Annotated in this window: 16 protein-coding genes and 1 pseudogene; 3 read left to right on the forward strand and 14 right to left on the reverse strand. The window is 62.0% G+C overall.

What is annotated here, in order from left to right; genetic code table 11:
- Window positions 1-77: 77 nt before the first annotated feature.
- A pseudogene (locus PSTAB_RS21450) lies at window positions 78-914 on the reverse strand (glycosyltransferase family protein); the annotation flags it as partial.
- 90 nt (window positions 915-1,004) lie between these two features.
- Between PSTAB_RS21450 and PSTAB_RS18825 the strand changes: the two are divergent.
- Window positions 1,005-1,985 carry an IS5-like element ISPst7 family transposase gene (locus PSTAB_RS18825; RefSeq protein ID WP_013983409.1) on the forward strand — a complete coding sequence of 327 codons (981 nt, stop codon included), beginning with the start codon at window positions 1,005-1,007 and terminating at the stop codon, window positions 1,983-1,985.
- Window positions 1,986-2,131: 146 nt separating this feature from the next.
- On the opposite strand, the gene PSTAB_RS21660 is transcribed toward PSTAB_RS18825, so the two are convergent.
- The 12 genes from PSTAB_RS21660 to glnE all read right to left on the reverse strand — a co-directional run bounded on the left by PSTAB_RS21660 (window position 2,132) and on the right by glnE (window position 16,763).
- Entirely contained in the window at window positions 2,132-2,641 is a 510-nt protein-coding gene (locus PSTAB_RS21660; protein WP_148263426.1) for an AarF/UbiB family protein, read from the reverse strand.
- Window positions 2,642-3,003: 362 nt separating this feature from the next.
- Complete coding sequence (locus PSTAB_RS18835) at window positions 3,004-4,092, reverse strand: glycosyltransferase (protein WP_013984218.1); 1,089 nt, start codon at window positions 4,090-4,092, stop codon at window positions 3,004-3,006.
- Window positions 4,079-5,833, reverse strand: coding sequence for a carbamoyltransferase family protein (locus PSTAB_RS18840; RefSeq protein ID WP_013984219.1), 1,755 nt, complete (start codon window positions 5,831-5,833; stop codon window positions 4,079-4,081). Before PSTAB_RS18840 ends, PSTAB_RS18835 begins: the two co-directional genes overlap by 14 nt.
- Window positions 5,834-5,845: 12 nt before the next feature.
- A complete protein-coding gene (locus PSTAB_RS18845; protein WP_013984220.1) occupies window positions 5,846-7,291 on the reverse strand; it encodes a lipopolysaccharide kinase InaA family protein in 1,446 nt (481 codons plus the stop codon).
- A complete protein-coding gene (locus PSTAB_RS18850; protein ID WP_013984221.1) occupies window positions 7,291-8,034 on the reverse strand; it encodes a lipopolysaccharide kinase InaA family protein in 744 nt (247 codons plus the stop codon). Before PSTAB_RS18850 ends, PSTAB_RS18845 begins: the two co-directional genes overlap by 1 nt.
- Window positions 8,031-8,765 carry a lipopolysaccharide kinase InaA family protein gene (locus PSTAB_RS18855; RefSeq protein WP_013984222.1) on the reverse strand — a complete coding sequence of 245 codons (735 nt, stop codon included), beginning with the start codon at window positions 8,763-8,765 and terminating at the stop codon, window positions 8,031-8,033. Before PSTAB_RS18855 ends, PSTAB_RS18850 begins: the two co-directional genes overlap by 4 nt.
- Entirely contained in the window at window positions 8,765-9,571 is an 807-nt protein-coding gene (rfaP, locus tag PSTAB_RS18860) for a lipopolysaccharide core heptose(I) kinase RfaP (RefSeq protein WP_013984223.1), read from the reverse strand. Before rfaP ends, PSTAB_RS18855 begins: the two co-directional genes overlap by 1 nt.
- 40 nt (window positions 9,572-9,611) lie before the next feature.
- Window positions 9,612-10,733: a glycosyltransferase family 4 protein gene (locus PSTAB_RS18865; RefSeq protein ID WP_013984224.1), complete on the reverse strand. Its 1,122-nt coding sequence runs from the start codon at window positions 10,731-10,733 to the stop codon at window positions 9,612-9,614.
- The gene (gene waaC / locus PSTAB_RS18870; RefSeq protein WP_013984225.1) at window positions 10,733-11,734 is read right to left on the reverse strand and encodes a lipopolysaccharide heptosyltransferase I; all 1,002 of its coding nucleotides are present in this window, start codon (window positions 11,732-11,734) and stop codon (window positions 10,733-10,735) included. The genes PSTAB_RS18865 and waaC overlap by 1 nt, the downstream gene beginning before the upstream one ends.
- On the reverse strand, window positions 11,735-12,769 hold the full coding sequence (gene waaF, locus PSTAB_RS18875) for a lipopolysaccharide heptosyltransferase II (RefSeq protein WP_013984226.1): 1,035 nt from the start codon (window positions 12,767-12,769) through the stop codon (window positions 11,735-11,737).
- Window positions 12,770-12,845: 76 nt separating this feature from the next.
- On the reverse strand, window positions 12,846-13,769 hold the full coding sequence (gene ilvE / locus PSTAB_RS18880) for a branched-chain-amino-acid transaminase (protein WP_003301609.1): 924 nt from the start codon (window positions 13,767-13,769) through the stop codon (window positions 12,846-12,848).
- Between the two features lie 48 nt (window positions 13,770-13,817).
- On the reverse strand, window positions 13,818-16,763 hold the full coding sequence (gene glnE / locus PSTAB_RS18885; RefSeq protein WP_013984227.1) for a bifunctional [glutamate--ammonia ligase]-adenylyl-L-tyrosine phosphorylase/[glutamate--ammonia-ligase] adenylyltransferase: 2,946 nt from the start codon (window positions 16,761-16,763) through the stop codon (window positions 13,818-13,820).
- A gap of 269 nt (window positions 16,764-17,032) precedes the next feature.
- Between glnE and aceE the strand changes: the two genes are divergently transcribed.
- Window positions 17,033-19,678, forward strand: coding sequence for a pyruvate dehydrogenase (acetyl-transferring), homodimeric type (aceE, locus tag PSTAB_RS18890; protein WP_017245452.1), 2,646 nt, complete (start codon window positions 17,033-17,035; stop codon window positions 19,676-19,678).
- A gap of 24 nt (window positions 19,679-19,702) precedes the next feature.
- A complete protein-coding gene (gene aceF, locus PSTAB_RS18895; RefSeq protein WP_013984229.1) occupies window positions 19,703-21,709 on the forward strand; it encodes a dihydrolipoyllysine-residue acetyltransferase in 2,007 nt (668 codons plus the stop codon).
- 121 nt (window positions 21,710-21,830) lie between these two features.
- Here the strand turns inward: aceF and PSTAB_RS18900 are convergent, their stop codons facing one another.
- Window positions 21,831-22,319, reverse strand: coding sequence for a hypothetical protein (locus PSTAB_RS18900; RefSeq protein WP_013984230.1), 489 nt, complete (start codon window positions 22,317-22,319; stop codon window positions 21,831-21,833).
- Window positions 22,320-22,370: the final 51 nt, after the last annotated feature.

The raw sequence follows: 22,370 nt of genomic DNA on the forward strand, positions 1-22,370 counted from the left end.
CGTGGAACAGGTGGCCAGATGGCCGTGGAATGCCTGGCCAGATGAGCGTGGACTGGGTGGCCGGATGGTGTGGAATCCGCAAGCATCCGGCCGTTGACGGCAATCCTCGCTGCCCAAGCCGGATCGGCACGCAGTTGCGCCAGCTTGTCACACAGCTCGACGACCGTCCGGTAGAGCACCAAATTTTCCATGTCGACGAAGCCCAGCGCGCGGTTTTCCTCCTCGCCCTGATCGTAGGCCAGCAGCACGCAGCCACAGGCCATGGCCTCGAAGTTCTTGATCATATACTCGCCCATACCCACGTCAGCGCTGACGAAAAAGCGGATGCGGTTGAGGGTGTTGAGATACTCCTCTCCGGAATTGGTGCGTGTCACCACCAGATTCTCGACCTTCGCCAGCTCGTCCAGCAGCGCCTTGCGTCCGCTGTAGGCGACGCTTTTCGTACTGCCAACGAAGCCCAGTTCGATATCCCGCTCGTATCCAAGGTCGCGCAACAGGGCTTGGTCGTAGCCTTTGGGCACGAACACGGCATCGACACCTTCCTGACGCAGACGCTTACTTACCACATATCCAGAGCTGATAACCCGCGCCCAAGGCAGCTTGTGGTAGTGCGCGCTGAACTTGCCGGTGTACTTGCAGCGTATGTAGTTCTGGTAGGCGTCATGTTCGAGAATCACCAGATTCGGCACACTGCGGATAAAGTCCACTTGGCGAATTTCCTGCTTAAAGCGCAGGAAGAACAGGATGCGCTCGTATCTGGCCACGTCCACATGGTCACGAAAATAGCGGCGGAGGTTGGCCTGATCGTCACGCCCCAACCAACGAATGTCGCATTCGCAGCTCCTTTGGATACCCTCATAGAGACGATCCAAAATGGCACGCTGCTCAGATTGAACAAGGAAAAGAATCTTCATAGCACCACGTACCTAGTATCCCTAAGGAAACTCTGAAGAAGACTTCCTGATTTTGGCAAGATCCCCGGACTCCACTCACCGAGTTTTCCGATGAAGCAGATGACCTTCGCCGATGCCGAGTACGCCGGCAAGCGCAAGCAGACCCGCAAAGAGCTGTTCCTGATCGAGATGGATCGGGTGGTGCCCTGGAAGGGGCTGATAGCCCTGATCGAACCGCACTACCCCAAGGGTGAAGGCGGCCGTCCGGCCTATCCGCTGATGGCGATGCTGCGGGTGCATCTGCTGCAGAACTGGTTTGGCTACAGCGATCCGGCGATGGAAGAGGCGCTGTACGAGACCACTATCCTGCGCCAGTTCGCTGGGCTGAACCTGGAGCGTATCCCCGACGAAACCACCATCCTGAACTTCCGTCGCCTGCTGGAGAAACACGAACTGGCTGCCGGCATCCTGGCCGTGATCAATGGCTACCTGGGCGACCGAGGTTTGTCGCTGCGCCAAGGCACCATCGTCGATGCCACGCTGATCAATGCGCCGAGTTCGACCAAGAATAAAGACGGCAAACGCGACCCGGAAATGCACCAGACCAAGAAGGGTAACCAGTACTACTTCGGCATGAAGGCGCACATCGGCGTGGATGACGAGTCGGGTTTGGTGCACAGCGTAGTAGGCACTGCCGCCAACGTGGCGGACGTTACCCAAGTCGACAAGTTGTTGCATGGCGAGGAAAACGTGGTCTGCGCTGATGCCGGTTATACCGGTGTCGAGAAGCGTGCCGAACATGATGGTCGTGAGGTGATCTGGCAGGTGGCGGCACGGCGCAGCACTTACAAGAAACTGGGCAAGAGCAGCCCGCTTTACAAAGCCAGGCGCAAGATCGAGAAGGCCAAAGCCCAGGTGCGGGCCAAGGTCGAACACCCGTTCCGGGTGATCAAGCGCCAATTTGGCTATGTGAAGACGCGCTTCCGTGGCCTGGCAAAGAACACCGCGCAACTGGTGACACTCTTCGCGCTGTCGAATCTGTGGATGGCTCGACGACATTTACTGACGAATGCAGGAGAGGTGCGCCTGTAATGTGGAAAATGGCTGCTGCGAGGTGCTCGCGGCGGCTAAAAACACAGAAATAAGCGGGCGATCTGATCGTTTTTGATCGGTTGACCGCTTTCAAAATCGGCGGAGGCTGAAGTCAGCCAGAAATACAGGGCTACTTCAGACCATCCCTAAGGCTCATCTCGGGCAACTTTTATACAGTGAGCCAAAAACTCCCGCCTAGCGCTTAATGAGAGGAAGACTTTATACCGCAACGAACGAGAAACTTTGCATCGCTTAAAATGGTTATAATAAGTCCAAAAATCTTTATTTAAAGGAACCACTGAAGCACCAGCAAACTCACGAGCTAATTGATCATACTCCTGCTCTCGCATAAACTGATAAAACCAGAAGTGATAAAAATACCCCATGCAGAACGCCAGACAAAACGAGCGATCAGACACATCGAATGCGCAACACTCAAAGTCAATGAGCTTAAGAGCTCCATCTTTGGCAAGCAGAATATTTTTAGGGTGTGGATCCATATGCACAAAACCCTGACCCAGCATATTTTCAAAAAGCTCGAAAATCTTGGGCAAAATTACTTCGGGGGCCACCTGATTATTCCTCAACGCCTGATCGACGCTTACGGATCCGTCAAAGTACTCTATAACCAGATACTCGTGCTTGAGCAACCCCATTTCTCGCCGGAACCCTTACCCATAAACCTGAGGGACCAGCTTGCTTTTAGAAAGTTTCGACAAGTTACTAAACTCATCCAAAAGACAGTATTTATTTTTTGAGGGTAAAAAAGCGAGACTCTTACGCAGACGAGACTTCCAATGGCGAATACAATTATACTTAAGTACGGCTCGCTCTGGACTCAATAGGTAAACCGCTCGCCCGTCTTCAACCACGTCCAATGCAGGATAGACTTTACCTGTAAAAATATAATCATGAGTCAGACTCAAACATTTTTCCGCTTCCTGCAAAAAATAAAAACTGCAGCCCTTATCCCGCGTTAAATGAAAGCGACGAGACCAAGAAAAAAAGAAAGGCATAGTTATTCCCTGTGAAACTTCATCCTAAAAAAAACTTGCCGAGCGACTTCGTCACTAAACTTCGATAATTGCTTGGGACAGACTTTCGGCCGTTCACGGGACGCTGCTTTGAGCTGTAAGGCTAGTGCATCGACATTGCCCAACTCAAAAAGCCACCCTCCCCTGCCAACCACCTCTTGCCCACCCCCGCATTCGCTGCAAATAACAGGCACCCCCGCCGCCATTGCCTCCAGCAGCACCATCCCGAACGGCTCATGATCGGAGGTCAGAGCAAACACGTCGAACGCTTTGAAGTAACTACGCCCGTTCGATACCTGGCCAAGAAAGCGTACCCGCTCGGCTATACCCAGCTCGACCGCAAGCGACTTCAGTGACGCTTCCAGCCTTCCGCTACCCATGATCGCCAACAGGCTACCAACTGGCAGGTCCGGCAAGGCGAGTGCGAAGCCTCGAATCAATGTCGCCTGGTCCTTGTCCGGGTGCAGCCTACCTACGTTGCCGACAACCCATGCCCCTTGCGGCAATCCCAAGTACTCCCGAGCCACTTCACGGGATACCTGCTCAGCCTGAACCGCTTCGATATCGATGCGGTTGTACAGCGTCTCGATGCGCTCGGATGGCCAGTTCGGGAGGCAGGCGCGAATATCATCGCGCACGGCATTGGACACACCGAGTAGCGCTAAACGCTTTCGATATAAATTGGCAAACAGCTGACGTGGCCGTCGCTGATAATCGCCAAAGGCGTGGTGGACACCAATGACCGGAAGGTTGGTTCCGAGCAACGCCACATAAACCGGTTTGAAGCGATGGGCGATGCAGAACTCGAAGGAGCGCGTTGCGGCAATACGGCGAATGTCTCGGATCGCCCCCAACTTCAGCCCACGCACGGCGCGGCTACTGTAGTCGAGAAACAGCACTTCGTCCGACGCCGAACCTCGCACGACCTTCTCGCAGGGAGTTCCAGTCAGGTAGACGGTGCAGACCTTATAGGGGGTGCCCTTGAAAAGCGCGGCGTATTGCCGCGCGCAATCGAGAAAGGGCCCGTCATAGCTGTGGCAAAACTGCAGCACCCACTGTTCAGACGCCGTCATACCAATCCTTGCCGTCCTTGACCACGAGGATGTCCTCCATGATCAGGTACTGCAGGTCCGAGCCGTAGAACATGTTCAGCGCGTCGGTCGGCGAGCAGATCATCGGTTCGCCACGGCGGTTGAGCGATGTGTTCAGCGACACACCATTGCCCGTCAGCTTTTCCAGCTCCAGCATCAGGTCGTACCAGCGTGGGTTGTGCCGGCGCTCGAGCACCTGGGCGCGAGAGGTACCGTCTTCATGGACCACCTCGCCGACACGCTCCTTCCAGCCTTCGTTGACCTCGAAGGTGAATGTCATGAATGGGCTCGGATGGTCGACCTTGAGCATCTGCGGCGCCACGGTATCGAGCATCGACGGGCAGAAGGGCCTCCAACGCTCGCGGAACTTGATCTGCTCGTTGATGCGGTCGGCGACGCCCGGCACGCTCGGACAGCCAATGATCGAGCGACCGCCCAGCGCACGCGGGCCGAATTCCATGCGCCCCTGAAACCAGGCCACCGGGTTGCCGTCGACCATGATCCTGGCGATGCGCTCGGGGGTGTTGGCGATCTGCTTGAACACTGGCTTGTTCGGATGCCGGGCACAGGCAGCGATGACATCTTCGTTTGAATAAGACGGGCCGAGGTAGACGTGCTCCATCTTCTCTACCGGAACGCCGCGCTGCACCGACACATAGGCCGCCGCACCGACAGCGGTTCCGGCATCACCGGAGGCCGGCTGGACGAACAGCTCCTTGACCTCCTCGCGGGCGATGATCTTCTGGTTGAGTTTGACGTTGAGCGCGCAACCTCCGGCGAAAGCAATCTTGCCGGTCTCGCGGATGATGTCACCGAGGTAGTAGTCCATCATCTCCAGCGCAAGCTTCTCGAATAGCGCCTGCATGCTGGCCGCGTAATGAATGTACGGGTCGTCGGCGATATCGCCTTCGCGCTTGGGTCCCAGCCACTCGATCAGCTTGGGCGAGAAGTAGTAGCCCTTGCCCTTCTCCTTGTAGCGACGGAAGCCGATGACGTTGGCGTATTCGGTATTGATGGTCAGCTCGCCGTTCTCGAAGGTCGCCAGGCGCGAGAAATCGTACTTGGCCGCGTCGCCGTACGGCGCCATGCCCATGACCTTGAACTCGCCATCGAGCATCTCGAAGCCGAGGTATTCGGTGATCGCGCCATACAGCCCGCCCAAGGAATCCGGGTCGTAGAACTCCTTGATCTTGTGGATCTTGCCGTTCTCACCCCAGCCGAAAAAGGTGGTGGCGTACTCGCCCTTGCCATCGATGCCGAGAATCGCGGTTTTCTCGGTGAAGCCGGAGCAGTGATAGGCGCTGGAGGCATGAGCCAGGTGATGCTCTACCGGTTGGATCTTGACCTTCTTCAGGTCGAAGCCCAGCTGCTGGAGACACCATTCGATGCGTTTCTTGTAGCGGTAATAGCGGCGGTTGCCCATGAGAATGGCATCCAGCGCGCGATCCGGTGCGTACCAGTAACGCTTGGCATAGTGCCAGCGCGCCTTTTCGAAGATGCTGATGGGGGCGAACGGGATCGCCACCACATCGACGTCGGACGGCTTGATGCCGGCCTGCTCCAGGCAGAACTTGGCTGACTCGTAGGGCATGCGGTTCTTGGCATGCTTGTCGCGCACGAAGCGCTCTTCTTCGACGGCGGCGATCAGCTTGCCGTCGATATACAGGGCGGCGGAAGGATCATGACTGAGGGCGCCGGAAAGGCCGAGAATCGTCAATGCCACGGGTATTGCCTCTTAATCTTCGATGCTGGTGCCGGGCACCGCGGGTAAACGTTGGTCAAGCAGCCGGTACAGGGCGCTGTCGGTCGGCCAGTTGCGCAGGAATCGCGCACGATCCTTGGCATACGCCCGAGCGAAGCTGGCATCGCTGCCATGCTGCTGCACGGCATCCAGGTCGATTAACGACCAGCGATCATGCTCCCAGAACAGGTTGTGCCCTTTGAGATCACCATGACTGATTCGCTCGCGGATCAGTGCCGCGAACAGCCGGTCCAGGGCAACCAATTCCTGCTCTGGAGGACAGCCATCCAGATACGGCTGAAAACGCGCAATTATATCTTCTCCGCGCAGCAATTCGGTAATCAGCCACGCCGGACCGCGCATCCACAGCCAGCGGCGCTCGATCACGGCCAGCAAACGAGGAGTGGCGATCCCGAGAAAATCGAGCCGATTACCCTCGACCCAGCTGTGCCAGGCGCGGCTCGGCCGCCAGAAGCGCTTCAACCAATGCAGCGGACTCTTGATGTTGTAGCGCTTGATAAGCAGGGCCCGGCCGTCCAGCTCGATACTGGCTACCGTCGCGCTACCACCGCCCTTTAACAACTTGCCTCGAGCGATGAATTCATTGGGGTCATCGATCACCGCCTGCAGCGCTGCCTGCTCGTCACGCCGAACCACTTGCGCCCTGAACGCCCCGATGCTCGCACTGAACAGGCTGCAGTCCCGCACGACCTTCTTCAAATAGTCACTTAGACGCCAGTCACGGACTTTGTGAACCTGCTGGAGCAACGCCTCCAGCGGCAGGGCGTGCTCGCTGTTGGTCAGCAGATAGGGCACCAGCAGCTCTTCGATGAACGGCTCGATCTCTGCCGGTAGCTGAGCGAAGAAGACGCCAAGATTCTCCAACACCCGCTCGCGCGACAGAGGGCGCCCGGGCGTCTCCGCCTTTACACCGCCGCCGTCGACCACGTAGAGCTGACCGTCGGCCTTGAGGAAGTTATCCAGATGCAGATCCGCCTGCCAAAGGCCTTGCGCATGCATCCTGGCGATCAGCTCAAGCGCCTCACCGAGCACGCCACGCTGCCCGTCTGTCAGCACAGGCTCCGCCTCGACGGAGCGCCAGCTCTCCCACAGGCTTTTGGCGGAATCGAGCCAGTCGAACAGCAGCCAGCCACCCTCACCCTCGTGCCAGCCCTGCCCCACCAGCGCAGGTGTTGGCAAATGCTGGTCGATCAGCAGCTTCGCACCAGCCAGCTCGCGTTGATAATGACGCTGCGCCTTGCCACCCACCATCAGCTTGGCCAGGACCTTGCGACCGTTCCAGCGCGCGCGACCGACATAGCGCTGCCCGGGCAGGATGCGCAGCCACGAGTCGACATGCAGACTTGCCTCACCCGATAGCTCGACGAGCGCAGGGCAGGCTGGCTCGCGCCCGGCGACCGTCAGATCGGCCAATCTCATCAGCGCGCCTCCTTGGCTTTGTGTCGCCGCTGCAACTGCAACAGCCATGGCTCGACCAGGCGAGGATCGTCCAGATAGGCATTCAGCAAGTGCCGCACGCCTTGGTCACCGATGCAGCTTGCACGCCGCACGAGCGGCTCCAGATCCTTGATCCGGTCGCGCCGCCCTAACAACAGAGGTCGGGTTTTTTCCAGGTCGATCAGGCAAGCCTGCCAATGCCCGTCCTGCTCACGGAGAAAGATGTGCTTGGGATAGAAGCAGCCATGCATCTGGCCGGCCTGATGCAGCGTGTGCGCCAGCGCACCGACCGCACCGATGATGGCCTGGCGTCGAGGTTCGTTCAGCTCGGGCCATCGTTTCAGCCAGCTGTCCAGATCCATCCAACCATCCAATGCGCGGGTCAGGAGAATTGCACGCCTTTCGCCATCAACCTTGCGCTGCCCGAAGAAGCTGGCCTGAAGCGCCGGCACGCCTAGCTGCGCATAACGACGGATATTGCGAAACTCACGGGCAAAGGTCGGCTCACCGAACGGGCGTGCCAGGGTGCGGGTCAGATGATTGCTCTGCCGCTTGAGGTAGAACGCCGAATCATCGAGCTCCAGCCTGAAAACACTGCTCCAGCCGCCGCGTTCGACATTGGGCTCATCCACCGCCGACAACTGGACCGACCAGAGCGCATCGAAGCTCGCCAAGCCATGGCGCTCGAGCGTTGGACGATCGGCCTGCGCGATGAAATCGTTCATTCCCGCCCCTGGAAATAATTCAGAATCTGCCGGATGCGCGGCTTGTCCTTGTCAACCAGTCGCTTTCGCTGGCAATACTGCAGATAGAACCGCAGGCGCTGGGTTCGGCTGAGCTGGTACTTGGCCACCTTGTCCAGACATGCCAGGTCCTTGACGATACGCCGCTGCAGAAACGGACCATGCCAGAAGGCGCCGGTAGGGCAATCGATCAGATACAGACGACGCTGCGGATCGACGAGCAGGTTGCGCCACTTGAGGTCATTGTGGGCGAAGCTCCGGTCGTGCATCGCTCGTGTCGAGCGCGCCAGTTGCAGGCTGACCTCCTGCACCCAACGCGGATCGCGAAGACGGGCATCATGAGTAGTCGCCAGCAAAGCCAGATCATCGGTTTGCTCCAATTCACGCGTAATCAGGGCGCCGCGGAGAAAAGCACCGCCGCGCCGCTCCATGCCATAAGCCACGATCGGCGCCGTGGGGATGCCCCAACGGCGAAAAAGCATCAGGTTCTGCCACTCCGCCTTGACCCGCGGTCGCCCGAGGTAACGCCGCAGGCCTTTGCCCGCACCGGAGTAGCGTTTCACGTAATAGCGCACCCCGTTGCGCTCGACACGAATGACTTCTGAAAGTGGGTCTTTGGTAAGCCGTTCACCTTCCAGCGCGAACACGCTTGCGACACTGCCGAAATCATCATGCAGGTCGGCGTACGCAGGGTCCAGCGTCCAGCCGGCCATCAAAGCGCATCCCCGTAGCGCCGCTTACGATCCAGTAACTTTTCCGCCCTGCGCTGCAGCCACGCCAGCAGGGCAGCCTCGTCGCGCAGGACTTCACGCAGCGGCCGCTGGAAGTAATCGCGCAGAAAGCGCAGCTTGTCGCGGCCGGTCAGACCGATCTCGAGGGCCGAGAAGTACAGCCCGGCCAGATCCTTGTTGCGCCAGCGAACAGGTGTGTGACTGCGAGTCTGGGCGCGGTGCAAGTCGATCAAGGACAGGCGCAGATCGCTGACCGTCACCGGACGGTCGGTGTGCAGCAGGAAGTGGCAGATGTAGAAGTCGCGGTGATTGACCCCGGCGCGGTGCATGGTGCCGGCCATGCGGGCGACTTCGGCGATCAGGGCGCGCTTGAGTGCCGGCGGTGGTGGCTGGTCGCGCCAGTTCGCCGAGAAATCCTCGAGGCTGACAGTCGGCGCCAGTTCTTCCGTGATGATGAACGAGTGCTGGCTTGCCGGATTGCCCCCGCGCTCGCCATAGGCCACCGCGGTCATGGTCGGCACGCCGACTTCCTTGAGGCGCTGTATGGCTCGCCATTCCTGGCCGGCGCCAAGCACCGGTGCCTTGGCCGTGAGCAGGTTCTTGGCAATCTCGCCCCAGCCGATGCCGCGATGAATCTTGACGAAGTAACCGCGCCCGGCAACCTCGGTACGCAGCGTGCGGCGACCTTCCAGTTCCCGGTAGACCTGGCCCTGCAGACGCTCGACCTCTTCGAAGGGGTCCTTGCCCTGCCACAGGCTTTCGAATGGCTCGGTCAGCATCAGGCGCATGGAGCCCCCAATGACGACGCCCGCCGGAGACAAACGACGTTCATGCGCTTTCCCCGAGAATCACGTCGGCGGCCTTCTGCGGCATCGAGTAGAGATCGGCCGTCTCGGCAAAGGCCAGCGCGTTGCGACTCCAGGCCGAGCGCTGCGCGTCATCGGCGAGCATCTGCGCCAGCATCTGGTCGAGCACCTGCTGCTCGAAGGGGCTGGGTACCACGCGACCGCAATCGGCGTCGGCAATGTAGTGGGCATAGCCGCACACATCGCTGACCAGCACCGGCAGCCCGGCGACCAGCGCCTCGAGCAACACGGTGCCGGTATTTTCGTTATAGGCCGGATGGATCAGCAGGTCGGCGCCGAGCAGGAAGCGCGGGATGTCGCTGCGCCCCCTGAGGAACTCGACCATGCTGGAGACGCCGAGCGCCTTGGCCTGCAGCTTGAACGGCTTGGGATCATCCTGGCCGATGACCAGCAGGCGGGTCCGCCTGGCGAGCTCGCGCGGCAGTGCGGCGAGCGCCTTGAGGCTGCGATCAACGCCCTTGGTCTTGAAGCCGGAGCCGATCTGCACCAGCAGCAGCTCGTCGGCGCGCACCTCGAACTCCTCGCGGAACTCGGCGCGGATCTGCGCGGCATTGGCCGGCGCGCGGCGATCTTGGGCGATCCCCGGCGGCAACAGGTGGAAGCGCTCGGCGGGCGTGCCGTAGTGCTTGACGAACAGCGGCTGCTGCACCTCGGAGATCATCAGGATTTCGGTCTTCGCCTCGGGCGCGAACACCGCGCGCTCGTACTCGGCGAAGTGCTTGTAGCGGCCCCAGCGCCGGTAGATCGGGTTGCGCAGGGTCTGCGCCTTGTCCTCGAAGCAGGGATCGGCGGCGTAGTAAACGTCCAGCCCCGGCATCTTGTTGAAGCCGATCACCCGCTCCACCGGGCGCCTGGCCAGGTCGGCCTCGACCCAGGCGGTGAAGCGTTCGTTGCGGGTGTGGTTGAACAACGCCTTGACCGGTGCGATCAGCACCTCGAAGCCGTCCGGCACGTCGCCTTCCCAGATCATCGCGTAGACGCGAATGCTGTGCCCACGACGCTGGCATTCCAGGGCGATACGCATGAAGTCGCGCTGCAGACCGCCGAACGGAAAGTACTTGTAGAGAATGAAGGCCAGTTGCATCAGACGGACTCCGGGGCCCGCAGCAGGGCTTTCAGTTCGGTGACGACGCGCTCGGGGCGCAGGTCGTCGAAACAGGGCTTGTGCCGGTCACCGCGACCAGCGTTCGGTCCGCTGGCACACAGGTGCACCTGGGAGCGGCCATAGGCACCGACCCGCCCGGGCAAGGTCGGACCATAGAGCGAAATACTCGGCACATCCAGCGCCGCGGCCAGGTGGCCGAGGCCGGTATCCACCGCGACGCAGGCGCGCGCACCGGCGATAACCCGGGCGACCCCGGCAAGATTGAGCTTCGGCAGCACCGCGGCGTTGGCTATGCCGCTGACGATGCGCTCGGCCCGCGCTTTCTCCTCGGCATTGCCCCACGGCAGGCGGATCGCCCAGCCGAAATCGCTCATGCGCTCGGCCAGCTCGCGCCAGTAGGCTTCCGGCCAGTGCTTGCTCGGCCAGGTGGTGCCGTGCAGAAACAGCAGGTAGGGCTGGTCGCTGGGCGCCGCCATCTGCTCGCGATCGAGCCCGTAGTCGGCGACATCCTGCGGCAGCGGATACGCGAGCGCCTGGGCGAACAGCTGACGCACCCGTTCCAGCGCATGCTGGTCACGCGGCACTGCGTAGCATCGGTCATAGAAGCGTGCGGCGATGGGCTCACGGGCCGAATCGCGGTCGAGCCCGGCGACCGGGGCCTTGACGTAGCGGGTCAGCCAGGCGCTCTTCAGCAAGCCCTGGGCGTCGATCATCAGGTCGTAACGGCCTTCCCGCAGGCGTGCCTTGAAGCGCTGCCATTCACCGTTGCGCAGGGTCTGCAGCGGGTGCTTGCGCCAGCGACGAATCGCTACCGGGATCACCTGTGCCACCGCCGGATGCCAGGCCGGAATCTCGGCGAAGCCCTCCTCCACCACCCAGTCGAACTGGATGCCGGGCAGCGCCCGCTGCGCATCGGTCAGGGCCGGCAGGGTATGCACGACATCGCCCAGCGACGAGGTCTTGACCAGCAGGACCTTCAATCAGCGTACCTCGACCGACTGCGGGACCAGACGATCCAGCGCCTCGATCACCGCGCGCGGCTTCAGCTCGCGCATGCAATTGTTGTGGCCGAAGCGGCAGGTGCGCTCGAAACAGGGACTGCAGTCGAGCCCCAGGCGCACCACTTCGACCTGCTCGGAAAGCGGCGGGGTGAAGGCTGGCGAGGTGGAACCATAGACCGCCGCCAACGGCCGGCCGAGCGCTGCGGAGACATGCATCAGACCGGAGTCGTTGGACACCACGGCATCGGCACAGGACAGCAGATCGATCGCCTCGGCCAGGCTGGTCTGCCCGGCGAGGTTCACGGCCTCTTCGCGCAACCCCGGAATCAACCGCTCGAGGATCTGCTCACCGACCGGGTGATCGTTCTTCGAGCCGAACAGCCAGACCTGCCAGCCGTCCCGGATCTTCAGCTCGGCCACCTTGGCGAAGTGTTCCGCCGGCCAGCGCTTGGATTCGCCGAACTCGGCACCGGGGCACAGCGCCAGCACCGGCCGGTCCAGACTCAGGCCGAAACGTGCCAGGGCGGCGTCGCGAGTCGCGGTGTCGATGCGCAGCGAGGGGTTCGGATACGGCTTGGGCAGCTCGGCGCCCGGCTCGAAGGCCAGCGCCATGAAGCGCTCGATCATCAGCGGGTAGCGCTGCTTGTCGAGCTTGCGCATGTCGTTGAGCAGGCCGAAACGCATCTCGCCGCGCCAGCCCGTGCGCTTGGGGATACCGGCGAAGAACGGCACCAGCGCCGACTTCAGGGAGTTGGGCAGCAGGATCGCCTGCTGGTACTGACCGCGCAGGCTCTGCGCGACCTTGCGCCGGGTCGCCATGTCGAGCACGCCGTGCCCGACCGGAAAGCTCAGGGCCTGGCGTACCTCGGGCATGCGCTCGAGAATCGGCCGGCTCCACTCAGGCGCCAGCACGTCGATCTGGCAGTCGGGATGGCGCTGTTTCAGGCAGACGAACAGCGTCTGCGCCATCACCATGTCGCCAACCCAGCTGGGTCCTACGATCAGTATGTTCATAAGCTCTAAGCCATAAGCTGAGGGGCTGGAAGCATGGCCGGCAAGCGAGTTGCGTTGCCGGCTTCCAGCGCCAGGCTTACTTGACCAGGGTCCGCCATTCGGCGTGGGCATCAGTCTTGCCGGTGACCAGATCGAAGTAGGCTTTCTGCAGCTTCTCGGTGATCGGGCCGCGACGGCCGATACCGATGGCGCGGCCGTCCACTTCGCGGATCGGCGTGACTTCGGCTGCGGTACCGGTGAAGAAGGCTTCGTCGGCGATGTACACCTCGTCGCGGGTGATGCGCTTCTCGACCACCTTCAGGCCGTGCTCGGCGGCCAGGGTCAGCACGGTGCCGCGGGTGATGCCGTTCAGGCAGGCGGTGACTTCCGGGGTGTAGATCACGCCATCCTTGATGATGAAGATGTTCTCGCCCGAGCCCTCGGCCACATAGCCTTCGGGGTCCAGCATCAGCGCTTCGTCGGCGCCGCCGGAAATGGCTTCCTGCAGGGCCAGCATCGAGTTGATGTAGGCACCGTTGGACTTGGCGCGGGTCATGGTGATGTTGACGTGGTGACGGGTGAAGGAACTGGTGCGCACCTTGATGCCCAGCTCAAGCGCCTCGTCGCCCATGTAGGCGCCCCAGTGCCAGGCCGCGACGATCACGTGCACCTTCAGACCGCTGGCGCGCAGGCCCATACCTTCGCTTCCGTAGAACACCATCGGGCGGATGTAGGCGCTTTCCAGGTTGTTCTCGCGCACTGCGGCGCGGGTCGCCTCGTTGATCTCTTCCTTCGAGTACGGCATCGGCATGTTCATGATGTGCGCCGAATCGAACAGGCGGTCGGTGTGCGCCTGCAGGCGGAAGATCGCCGTGCCGTCCGGGGTGTTGTAGGCGCGAACACCTTCGAACACGCCCATGCCATAGTGCAGGGTATGGGTCAGCACATGGGTGGTCGCATCGCGCCACTGCACCAGTTCGCCGTCATACCAGATGACGCCATCACGATCGGCCATCGACATCTTGCCAGCTCCTCAGAATTCGATATTGCTCGGTAGCCCGACGCGGGCTCAGCTGAGCCCCAGCTCGCGCCAGATCCGCATGACTGCGCGACGCTCGTCGTGGAATTGATCCCCACTCACCACTCCGGGCTGCTTCTGCAGTGATTGCCGGTGGGCCGCGGCACGGTACGCCTTGTAGGCGTCCTGCAGCAGCCGCACCTCATCGCCGGTCATCAACCCGGCCTGCTCCAACCCATCGAGAATGCGGATGTTATCGGTATAGCGCAGCAGTTCGGGATGCTGGTGCGACCACGCCAAAGCCGCGTATTGCACCATAAATTCGATATCCACGATACCACCGGCGTCCTGCTTGAGATTGAACTCGGCAGCGGCGTCGAAGGCCTGCTCGGCGGTTCCAGCATGCGTCACGCGGGTGCCGAGGTTGTCACGCATCTTCGCGCGCATCTCGCTGACCTCGCGGCGCAGCGCCTCGAGATCGCGTTCGCGACCCAGCACACCGGCGCGGACCCGTTCGAAGTCGGCCGTCAGCTGCGGGCAGCCGACCAGCACCCGCGCGCGCACCAACGCCTGGTGTTCCCAGGTCCAGGCCTCCTGGCTCTGGTAGCGCTCGAAGGCGCCCAGCGAGCTGACCAGCAGCCCGGAAGCGCCGGACGGGCGCAGCCGCATGTCCACTTCATAGAGCTGGCCGGAGGTGGTCTGGGTGGTGAGCAGATGGATGATGCGCTGGCCCAGGCGAGTGAAGAACTGCGCGGTATCGATGGGCTTGGCGCCATTGGTCTCGGCGGCGGGGTCGCCGTCGTGGATGAACACCAGATCCAGATCCGAACCATGCCCGAGTTCGATGCCACCGACCTTGCCGTAACCGACGATGACGAACGCCGGATCGCAGAGCGTGCCATCGCTGCGCTGTGGCTGGCCATGACGCGCGACGGTGTGGCGCCAGGCGAGGGTCAACACTTCCTGCAGGATCGCCTCCGCCAGCCAGGTCAGGTAGTCGCTGACCTTCATCAAGGGCAGCGTCCCGGCGATTTCCGAAGCGGCAACCCGCAGCCGGTGCGCCAGCTTGAAATGCCGCAGCGCCTCCATCTGCTGCTCGAGGTCATCTTCGGGAATGCGCATCAGCCGTTCGCGCAGTTCAGCCGCCAGTTCCGGCGCCAGCGGCGGGCTGTACAGACGACCGGCGTTGAGCAGCTCGTCAAGCAACAGCGGGAAGCGTGCAATCTGCTCGGCGATCCACGGGCTGGCTGCGCAGAGCTCGAGCAAGCGCTGCAGCGCCCCGGGATTTTCAGTCAGCAGGACCAGGTAGGCCGAACGCCGGGCGACCGCTTCCACCAGCGGCAGTACGCGTTCGAGCACCAGATCCGGATCGTCCTGCTCGACGGCCTGCGCCAGCAGCCGTGGAATGAAGGCATCCAGACGCTCGCGGCCGAGACGCTGCATGGTGCGTACCTGGCTGGCGTTGCGCAGCGCGGCGAGCCGCTGACAGGCGCCCTGGCCATCACGGAAACCGGCCTCGGACAGCTGGCGGCAGGCGAACTCCTCGTCCCAGTCCTGCTCCCACAGCGGCAGCCATTCGCCGCCGACCAGCGCCTCGCCCTCGGCATTCTCGTCCTCATCCGGGTCGGCGATGACCTGGCGGAAATGCCAGTCGATGCGCCCGCGCCAGTACAGCAGTTGCTCATGGAACGCCGCCCAACCGTCGAAGCCGAGCATGAACGCCACCCGCGCACAGTCCACCTCGTTGTCCGGCAGCATCTGCGTCTGACGGTCGGCGATCGCCTGCAGCGCATGCTCGGTATAGCGCAGGAATTCATAGCCTTCGCGCAGTTCGGCCACTGCCGCGGCCGGCAGATAACCCTGCCCCTCCAGGGTGGCCAGCACACCGAGCAACGGACGCTGCTGCAGGCTGAGATCACGCCCTCCGTGGATCAGCTGAAAGGCCTGAGCGATGAACTCGACCTCGCGGATGCCACCGGCACCCAGCTTGATATTCGAAGCCATGCCCTTGCGCCGCACTTCCTGCTGGATCAGCTGCTTCATGGTGCGCAGCGCCTCGATGGCGGAGAAGTCCAGGTAACGCCGGTAGACGAAGGGTCGCAGCATCTCCAGCAGCTCCTTGCCGGCCTGCTGGTCGCCGCCGATGACCCGCGCCTTGATCATGGCGTAGCGCTCCCAGTCGCGCCCCTGATCCTGGTAGTACTGCTCCAGCGCATTGAAGCTGTAGACCAACGGCCCGGACGAGCCGTACGGACGCAGACGCATGTCGACGCGGAAGGCGAAGCCGTCGACGGTGATGGCGTCCAATGCCTTGATCAGCCGCTGGCCAAGGCGGACGAAGAATTCCTGATTGTCCAGCGAGCGCTTGGCGCCGACGGTCTCGCCGCCCTCCGGATAGCCGAAGATCAGGTCGATGTCGGAGGACAGGTTCAGTTCATGTGCGCCCAGCTTGCCCATGCCGAGAATCACCATGTGCTGCGGGTTGCCGCTGCGCCGGCCGGTGGGCACGCCGAATTGCTCGCAATGGCGGGCGTAGAGCCAGTGATAGGCCAGATCGACGCTGGCATCGGCCAGATCGGAAAGGTCGCGACAGGTCTCGGCCAGGCCCGCCTGGCGGGTCAGATCGCGCCAGATGATGCGCACCTGCTGGCGGCTACGGAAGCGCCGTAGCGTCAGCGCCAGGGTGTCCTCATTGTCACAGGCGGCAACCAGCTCGCTCAGCGCATCGCGCAGTTCGCCGGCTTCCAGCGACCGATCCAGCCAGCCCAGCTCGGCCAGCTGCAGCAGCATCTGTGGATCTCGGCTAACCTGTTCGCTGACGAAGTCACTCGCCGCGCAGACCCGGGCGAACGCCTCGCTATGCTCGGCCAGCCAGGCGCGGCATCGTGCCGCAAGCGCTTCCGACAGGTTGCCGGCAGCCGCGAGGAACGACTCCTCCGCACGACTGACAAAAGGCAGGAGTGAGGGCGGCAATGCAACCAGCGACGGCAGACTCATTGAGGTTTCCTTCACAACAGCGAATACGATGGACCGCGCGATTCAGAGCCTCGCAAGTACCTTTCACAGGGAAATGCCAGTGCCGCTGATCTGTAGTTTTACTACTAAAGAGTATTTCAGGGGGCTGATCCCGGCGCCGTTTTGTAGTAAAACTACAGACGCCCGGCCCTACCCCCGGCACTCGTCCAAGAACATTACACGCACCGGCCCACAAAGCCGGTAGCGAACAGGCGACCGATTCTGGAAGCCTTTCCGCCATGGAGCAAGCCATGCAAGATCTCGATCCCGTCGAAACCCAGGAATGGCTGGACGCCCTCGAGTCCGTCCTCGACCGCGAGGGTGAAGACCGCGCTCACTACCTGATGACCCGGATGGGCGAACTGGCCACACGTAGCGGTACTCCGCTGCCCTACGGCATCACCACGCCGTACCGCAACACCATCCCCGTCACCCGTGAAGCCAAGATGCCCGGCGACCTGTTCATGGAGCGTCGAATCCGCTCCCTGGTCCGCTGGAATGCTCTGGCCATGGTGATGCGTGCGAATCTGAAGGATCCGGACCTGGGCGGCCACATCTCCACCTTTGCCTCCAGCGCGACGCTCTACGACATCGGCTTCAACTACTTCTTCCAGGCGCCGACCGAAGAGCATGGCGGCGACCTGATCTACTACCAGGGCCACGCCTCCCCCGGCATTTACGCCCGCGCCTTCCTGGAAGGCCGCCTGACCGAAGAGCAGATGCTCAACTTCCGCCAGGAAGTCGATGGCAAGGGTCTGTCGAGCTACCCGCACCCGCACCTGATGCCAGACTTCTGGCAGTTCCCGACCGTGTCCATGGGCCTCGGCCCGATCACTGCGATCTACCAGGCACGTTTCATGAAGTACCTGGAAAACCGCGGCTTCATTCCGAAAGGCAAGCAGCGCGTCTGGTGCTTCATCGGTGACGGCGAATGCGACGAGCCGGAAACCCTCGGCGCCATTTCCCTGGCCGGCCGTGAGAATCTCGACAACCTGGTGTTCGTCATCAACTGCAACCTGCAGCGTCTGGACGGCCCGGTGCGCGGCAACAGTAAGATCATTCAGGAACTGGAAGGCGTGTTCAAAGGCGCCAACTGGAACGTCAACAAGGTGGTCTGGGGTCGCCTGTGGGATCCGCTGTTCGCCGCCGACGAAGACGGCCGCATGCAGCGGCGCATGGACGAGGCGATCGACGGGGAATACCAGAACTACAAGGCCAAAGACGGCGCCTATGTGCGCAAACACTTCTTTGGTGCTGACCCCGAGCTGCTCAAGCGTGTCGAGAGCATGTCCGACGAGGAAGTCTGGAAGCTCAACCGCGGCGGCCACGATCCGTACAAGGTCTATGCGGCCTATCACCAGGCGGTCAACCACAAAGGCCAGCCAACGGTCATCCTCGCCAAGACCATCAAGGGCTACGGCACCGGTGCCGGTGAGGCGAAGAACATCGCCCACAACACCAAGAAAGTCGATATCGACAGCCTGAAGAAATTCCGCGATCGCTTCGACATCCCGGTCAACGACTCGCAACTCGAGGAGCTGCCGTTCTATCGCCCGGCCGAAGACAGCGCGGAAATGAAGTACCTGCGCAAGTGCCGCGACAAGCTGGGCGGGCATCTGCCGCAGCGCCGGCCGAAGAGCTTCAGCATCCCGACACCGCCGCTGGAGACCCTCAAGGCAGTGCTCGACGGCTCCGGTGACCGCGAGATTTCCACCACCATGGCCTTCGGCCGCATCCTCTCGCAGCTGGTCAAGGACAAGGATCTCGGCAAGCGTATCGTGCCGATTCTCGCCGACGAGGCGCGCACTTTCGGCATGGAAGGCATGTTCCGCCAGCTGGGTATCTACTCACCGGTGGGGCAGCTGTACGAGCCGGTCGACCGCGACCAGGTGATGTACTACCGCGAAGAGAAAGACGGCCAGATCCTCCAGGAAGGTCTGAACGAAGCCGGTGCGTTCTCCTCGTTCATCGCCGCAGGTACCGCCTACAGCAACTACAACCAGCCGATGCTGCCGGTCTACATCTTCTACTCGATGTTCGGCTTCCAGCGGATCGGCGACCTGGCCTGGGCGGCCGGCGATGCCCAGACCCGCGGCTTCCTGCTGGGCGGCACTTCCGGGCGCACCACGCTCAACGGTGAAGGCCTGCAGCACGAGGACGGCCACAGCCACATCCTCGCCAGCACCATCCCCAACTGCCGCAGCTATGACCCTACCTACGGCTACGAGCTGGCGGTCATCATGCACCACGGCATGCACGAGATGATGGAGCAGCAGAAGAGCGTCTACTACTACATCACCGTGATGAACGAGAACTACCAGCAGCCGGCCATGCCGCAGGGTGTCGAGGACGGCATCATCAAGGGCATGTACCTGCTCGAAGAAGCCAAGGGCGACTTCAAGCACCGTGTGCAGCTGCTGGGTTCGGGCACGATCCTGCGCGAAGTCCGCGCCGCGGTGGACATCCTCGCCAAGATGGGCGTGGGCGCCGACGTCTGGAGCGTGACCAGCTTCAACGAACTGCGCCGTGACGGTCTGGCGGTGGATCGCTGGAATCGTTTGCACCCGACCGAGGAGCCGCGCAAGAGCTACGTCCAGCAGTGCCTGGAAGGTCGCGAAGGCCCGGTCATCGCCTCGACCGACTACATGAAGCTGTTCGCCGACCAGATCCGTCAGTGGGTGCCGTCGCGCGAATATCAGGTGCTCGGCACTGACGGCTTCGGCCGCAGCGACTCGCGCGCCAAGCTGCGTGATTTCTTCGAGGTCGACCGTCGTTGGGTGACTGTGGCCGCACTGCAAGCACTCGCCGATCGCGGCGCCATCGAACGCACCGTGGTGGCCAACGCCATCACCGAGTTCGGTATCGACCCCGAGAAGCGCAATCCGCTGGATTGCTGATGCGTGCGCACAGGAGAACCTATTGTGAGTGAAACCATACGCGTACCCGACATCGGCAGTGGTGAGGGTGAAGTAATCGAATTGTTCGTCAAGGTCGGCGACCGTATCGAAGCCGACCAGAGCATCCTGACGCTCGAGTCCGACAAGGCCAGCATGGAAATTCCAGCGCCCAAGGCGGGCGTGGTGAAGAGCCTGAAGGTCAAGCTCGGCGATCGTCTGAAAGAAGGCGACGAGCTGCTGGAGCTGGAAAGCGAAGAAGGCCAGGACAGTGCGGCTCCGGCACAGGCTGCAGCCGAACCCGCTGGCGCAGCGACCGGCGGCCCGACAGATGAAGCCGAAGCGCCGACGCCTCCGGGCGACGACGATGCTTCGGCCTCGGCCGGCGAAGGCGAGACACAGGAGATCAAGGTTCCTGATATCGGCTCCTCGGGCAAAGCCAGCGTAATCGAAATTGCGGTCAAAGCCGGCGATACCATTGCCGCCGAACAAGCGTTGATCACGCTCGAGTCGGACAAGGCCAGCATGGAGATTCCGTCTCCTGCCGCCGGCGTGATCGAGAGCATTTCGGTCAAGGTGGGCGACGAAGTCGGCACCGGCGATCTGATCCTGATTCTCAAAGGCGCAGCGTCCAGCAAGCCAGCAGCAGGCAAGGCGCCAGCGAGCCAGGCCGCAAGCGCTCCGAAGCAAAAGCTCAGCGAGCCGGCAGCTGAAGAGCCTGCCGAAGCCGCCGGCGAATCCGTGGAAGAAGTGCGTATCCCGGACATCGGCTCCAGCGGCAGCGCCAATGTCATCGAAGTGATGGTCAAGGCCGGGGACAGCGTCGAGGCGGATCAGTCGCTGATTACCCTTGAGTCCGACAAGGCCAGCATGGAAATTCCTGCGCCCAAGGCGGGCGTGGTGGAATCGCTGTCGATCAAGGTCGGTGACGAGGCCAAGACCGGCGATCTGATCCTGACCCTAAAGGTCCAAGGCACCGCACCGGCGAAGAAACCCGCTCCCAAGGCGGATGAGGCTGCGCCGCAGCAGCAGGCCGTCGCACCAAACAAGCAAGGCGTTCCCGAGGCGAAGGCTGCCGCGACGCCGGCTCCGGCGGTCAGCGGCCCGAGCAAGGCTGGCACCAAGGTGCACGCGGGGCCGGCGGTACGCATGCTTGCACGCGAATTTGGCGTAGAACTGACTGATGTTCCGGCCACTGGCCCGAAGGGACGCATCCTCAAGGAAGACGTCCAGGCCTACGTCAAGAACATGCTGCACAAGGTCAAGCAGGCTCCTGCCGAAGGTACTACCGGCGGGGCGGGTATTCCGCCGATCCCGACGATCGACTTCAGCAAGTTCGGTGAAGTCGAAGAAGTGCCGATGACCCGCCTGATGCAGGTCGGTGCCGCCAACCTGCATCGCAGCTGGCTGAACGTACCGCACGTGACCCAGTTCGAGTCGGCCGACATTACCGAGCTGGAAGCTTTCCGCGTTGCGCAGAAGGCGATCGCCGAGAAGGCTGGGGTCAAGCTCACCGTGCTGCCGCTATTGCTCAAGGCGTGCGCGCACCTGCTAAAGGAACTGCCGGATTTCAACAGTTCCCTGGCCCCGAGCGGCAAGGCGCTGATCCGCAAGAAGTATGTGCACGTAGGGTTCGCCGTCGACACGCCGGATGGCCTGATGGTCCCGGTGATTCGCAACGTCGACCAGAAGAGTCTGCTGCAACTGGCCGGCGAGGCTGCGGAGCTGGCTGAGAAGGCCCGCACCAAGAAGCTTTCTCCGGATGCGATGCAGGGCGCCTGCTTCACGATCTCCAGCCTCGGCCACATCGGCGGCACCGGCTTCACGCCGATCGTCAATGCGCCGGAAGTGGCGATCCTAGGCGTCTCCAAGGCGGCCATGCAGCCGGTGTGGGATGGCAAGGCCTTCCAGCCCCGCCTGATGCTGCCGCTGTCGCTCTCCTACGACCACCGGGTGATCAACGGTGCCGCAGCGGCGCGCTTCACCAAGCGCCTGTCGGAGCTGCTGGCCGATATCCGCACCATGCTGCTGTAACGGCGCGCGAAAAAAACGCCGCGTTCTCACAGAGAGCCCGCGGCGTTTTTTTATTGAGCGGGAAGAACGTGAAGGCTTGGACGCGGCAGACGAACCCTAGTGTCCGCCGTCAGGCGTTGCCTCAGCCTTTCTGCAGATTGCGGATCAGGAAGGACAACGCCTTGGCCAGTTCTTCTGCTCCTTTGGGGTCGCGCACGATGACCACCAGCGGGAGACCGTCGACGGGGCTGTTGATCGAACAGCTCGGACCTTGGGGAGGACACTGATATTGCAGGTACGGATCGAGGCCAAAGACCGACAGGCTGCGATTGCGCACGGCAACGCCGCCGCCGCTGCCACGCACTTCCTCGCGAATGCGCAGCTCGCCGGGGGCGGATACGCTCAGCTCGTAGAGGAAGTCCTGCGGATTGCTCTGCCCGACCTGATAACCGGCGCGTAATGCATAGGTATCGAGCATTCCGTTACTATGCGCCAGCAGCGCTTCACGATCGCTGTTGGTCAGGTAAAGTTTCTTTAATTCAGTGAGATAGCGCGCCGACTCGTCGGAGCCGAATTCGACGGTTTCACTCGCCATCAGCGGTGTTCCGATCACGCAGAAAACCGAGACCATCACTAACTTCGCAAGCCGACTTGTCAGTCCCTGTCGCATGATGCACCCTTG

The organism is Stutzerimonas stutzeri (genome assembly GCF_000219605.1).
Lineage (GTDB): Bacteria > Pseudomonadota > Gammaproteobacteria > Pseudomonadales > Pseudomonadaceae > Stutzerimonas > Stutzerimonas stutzeri.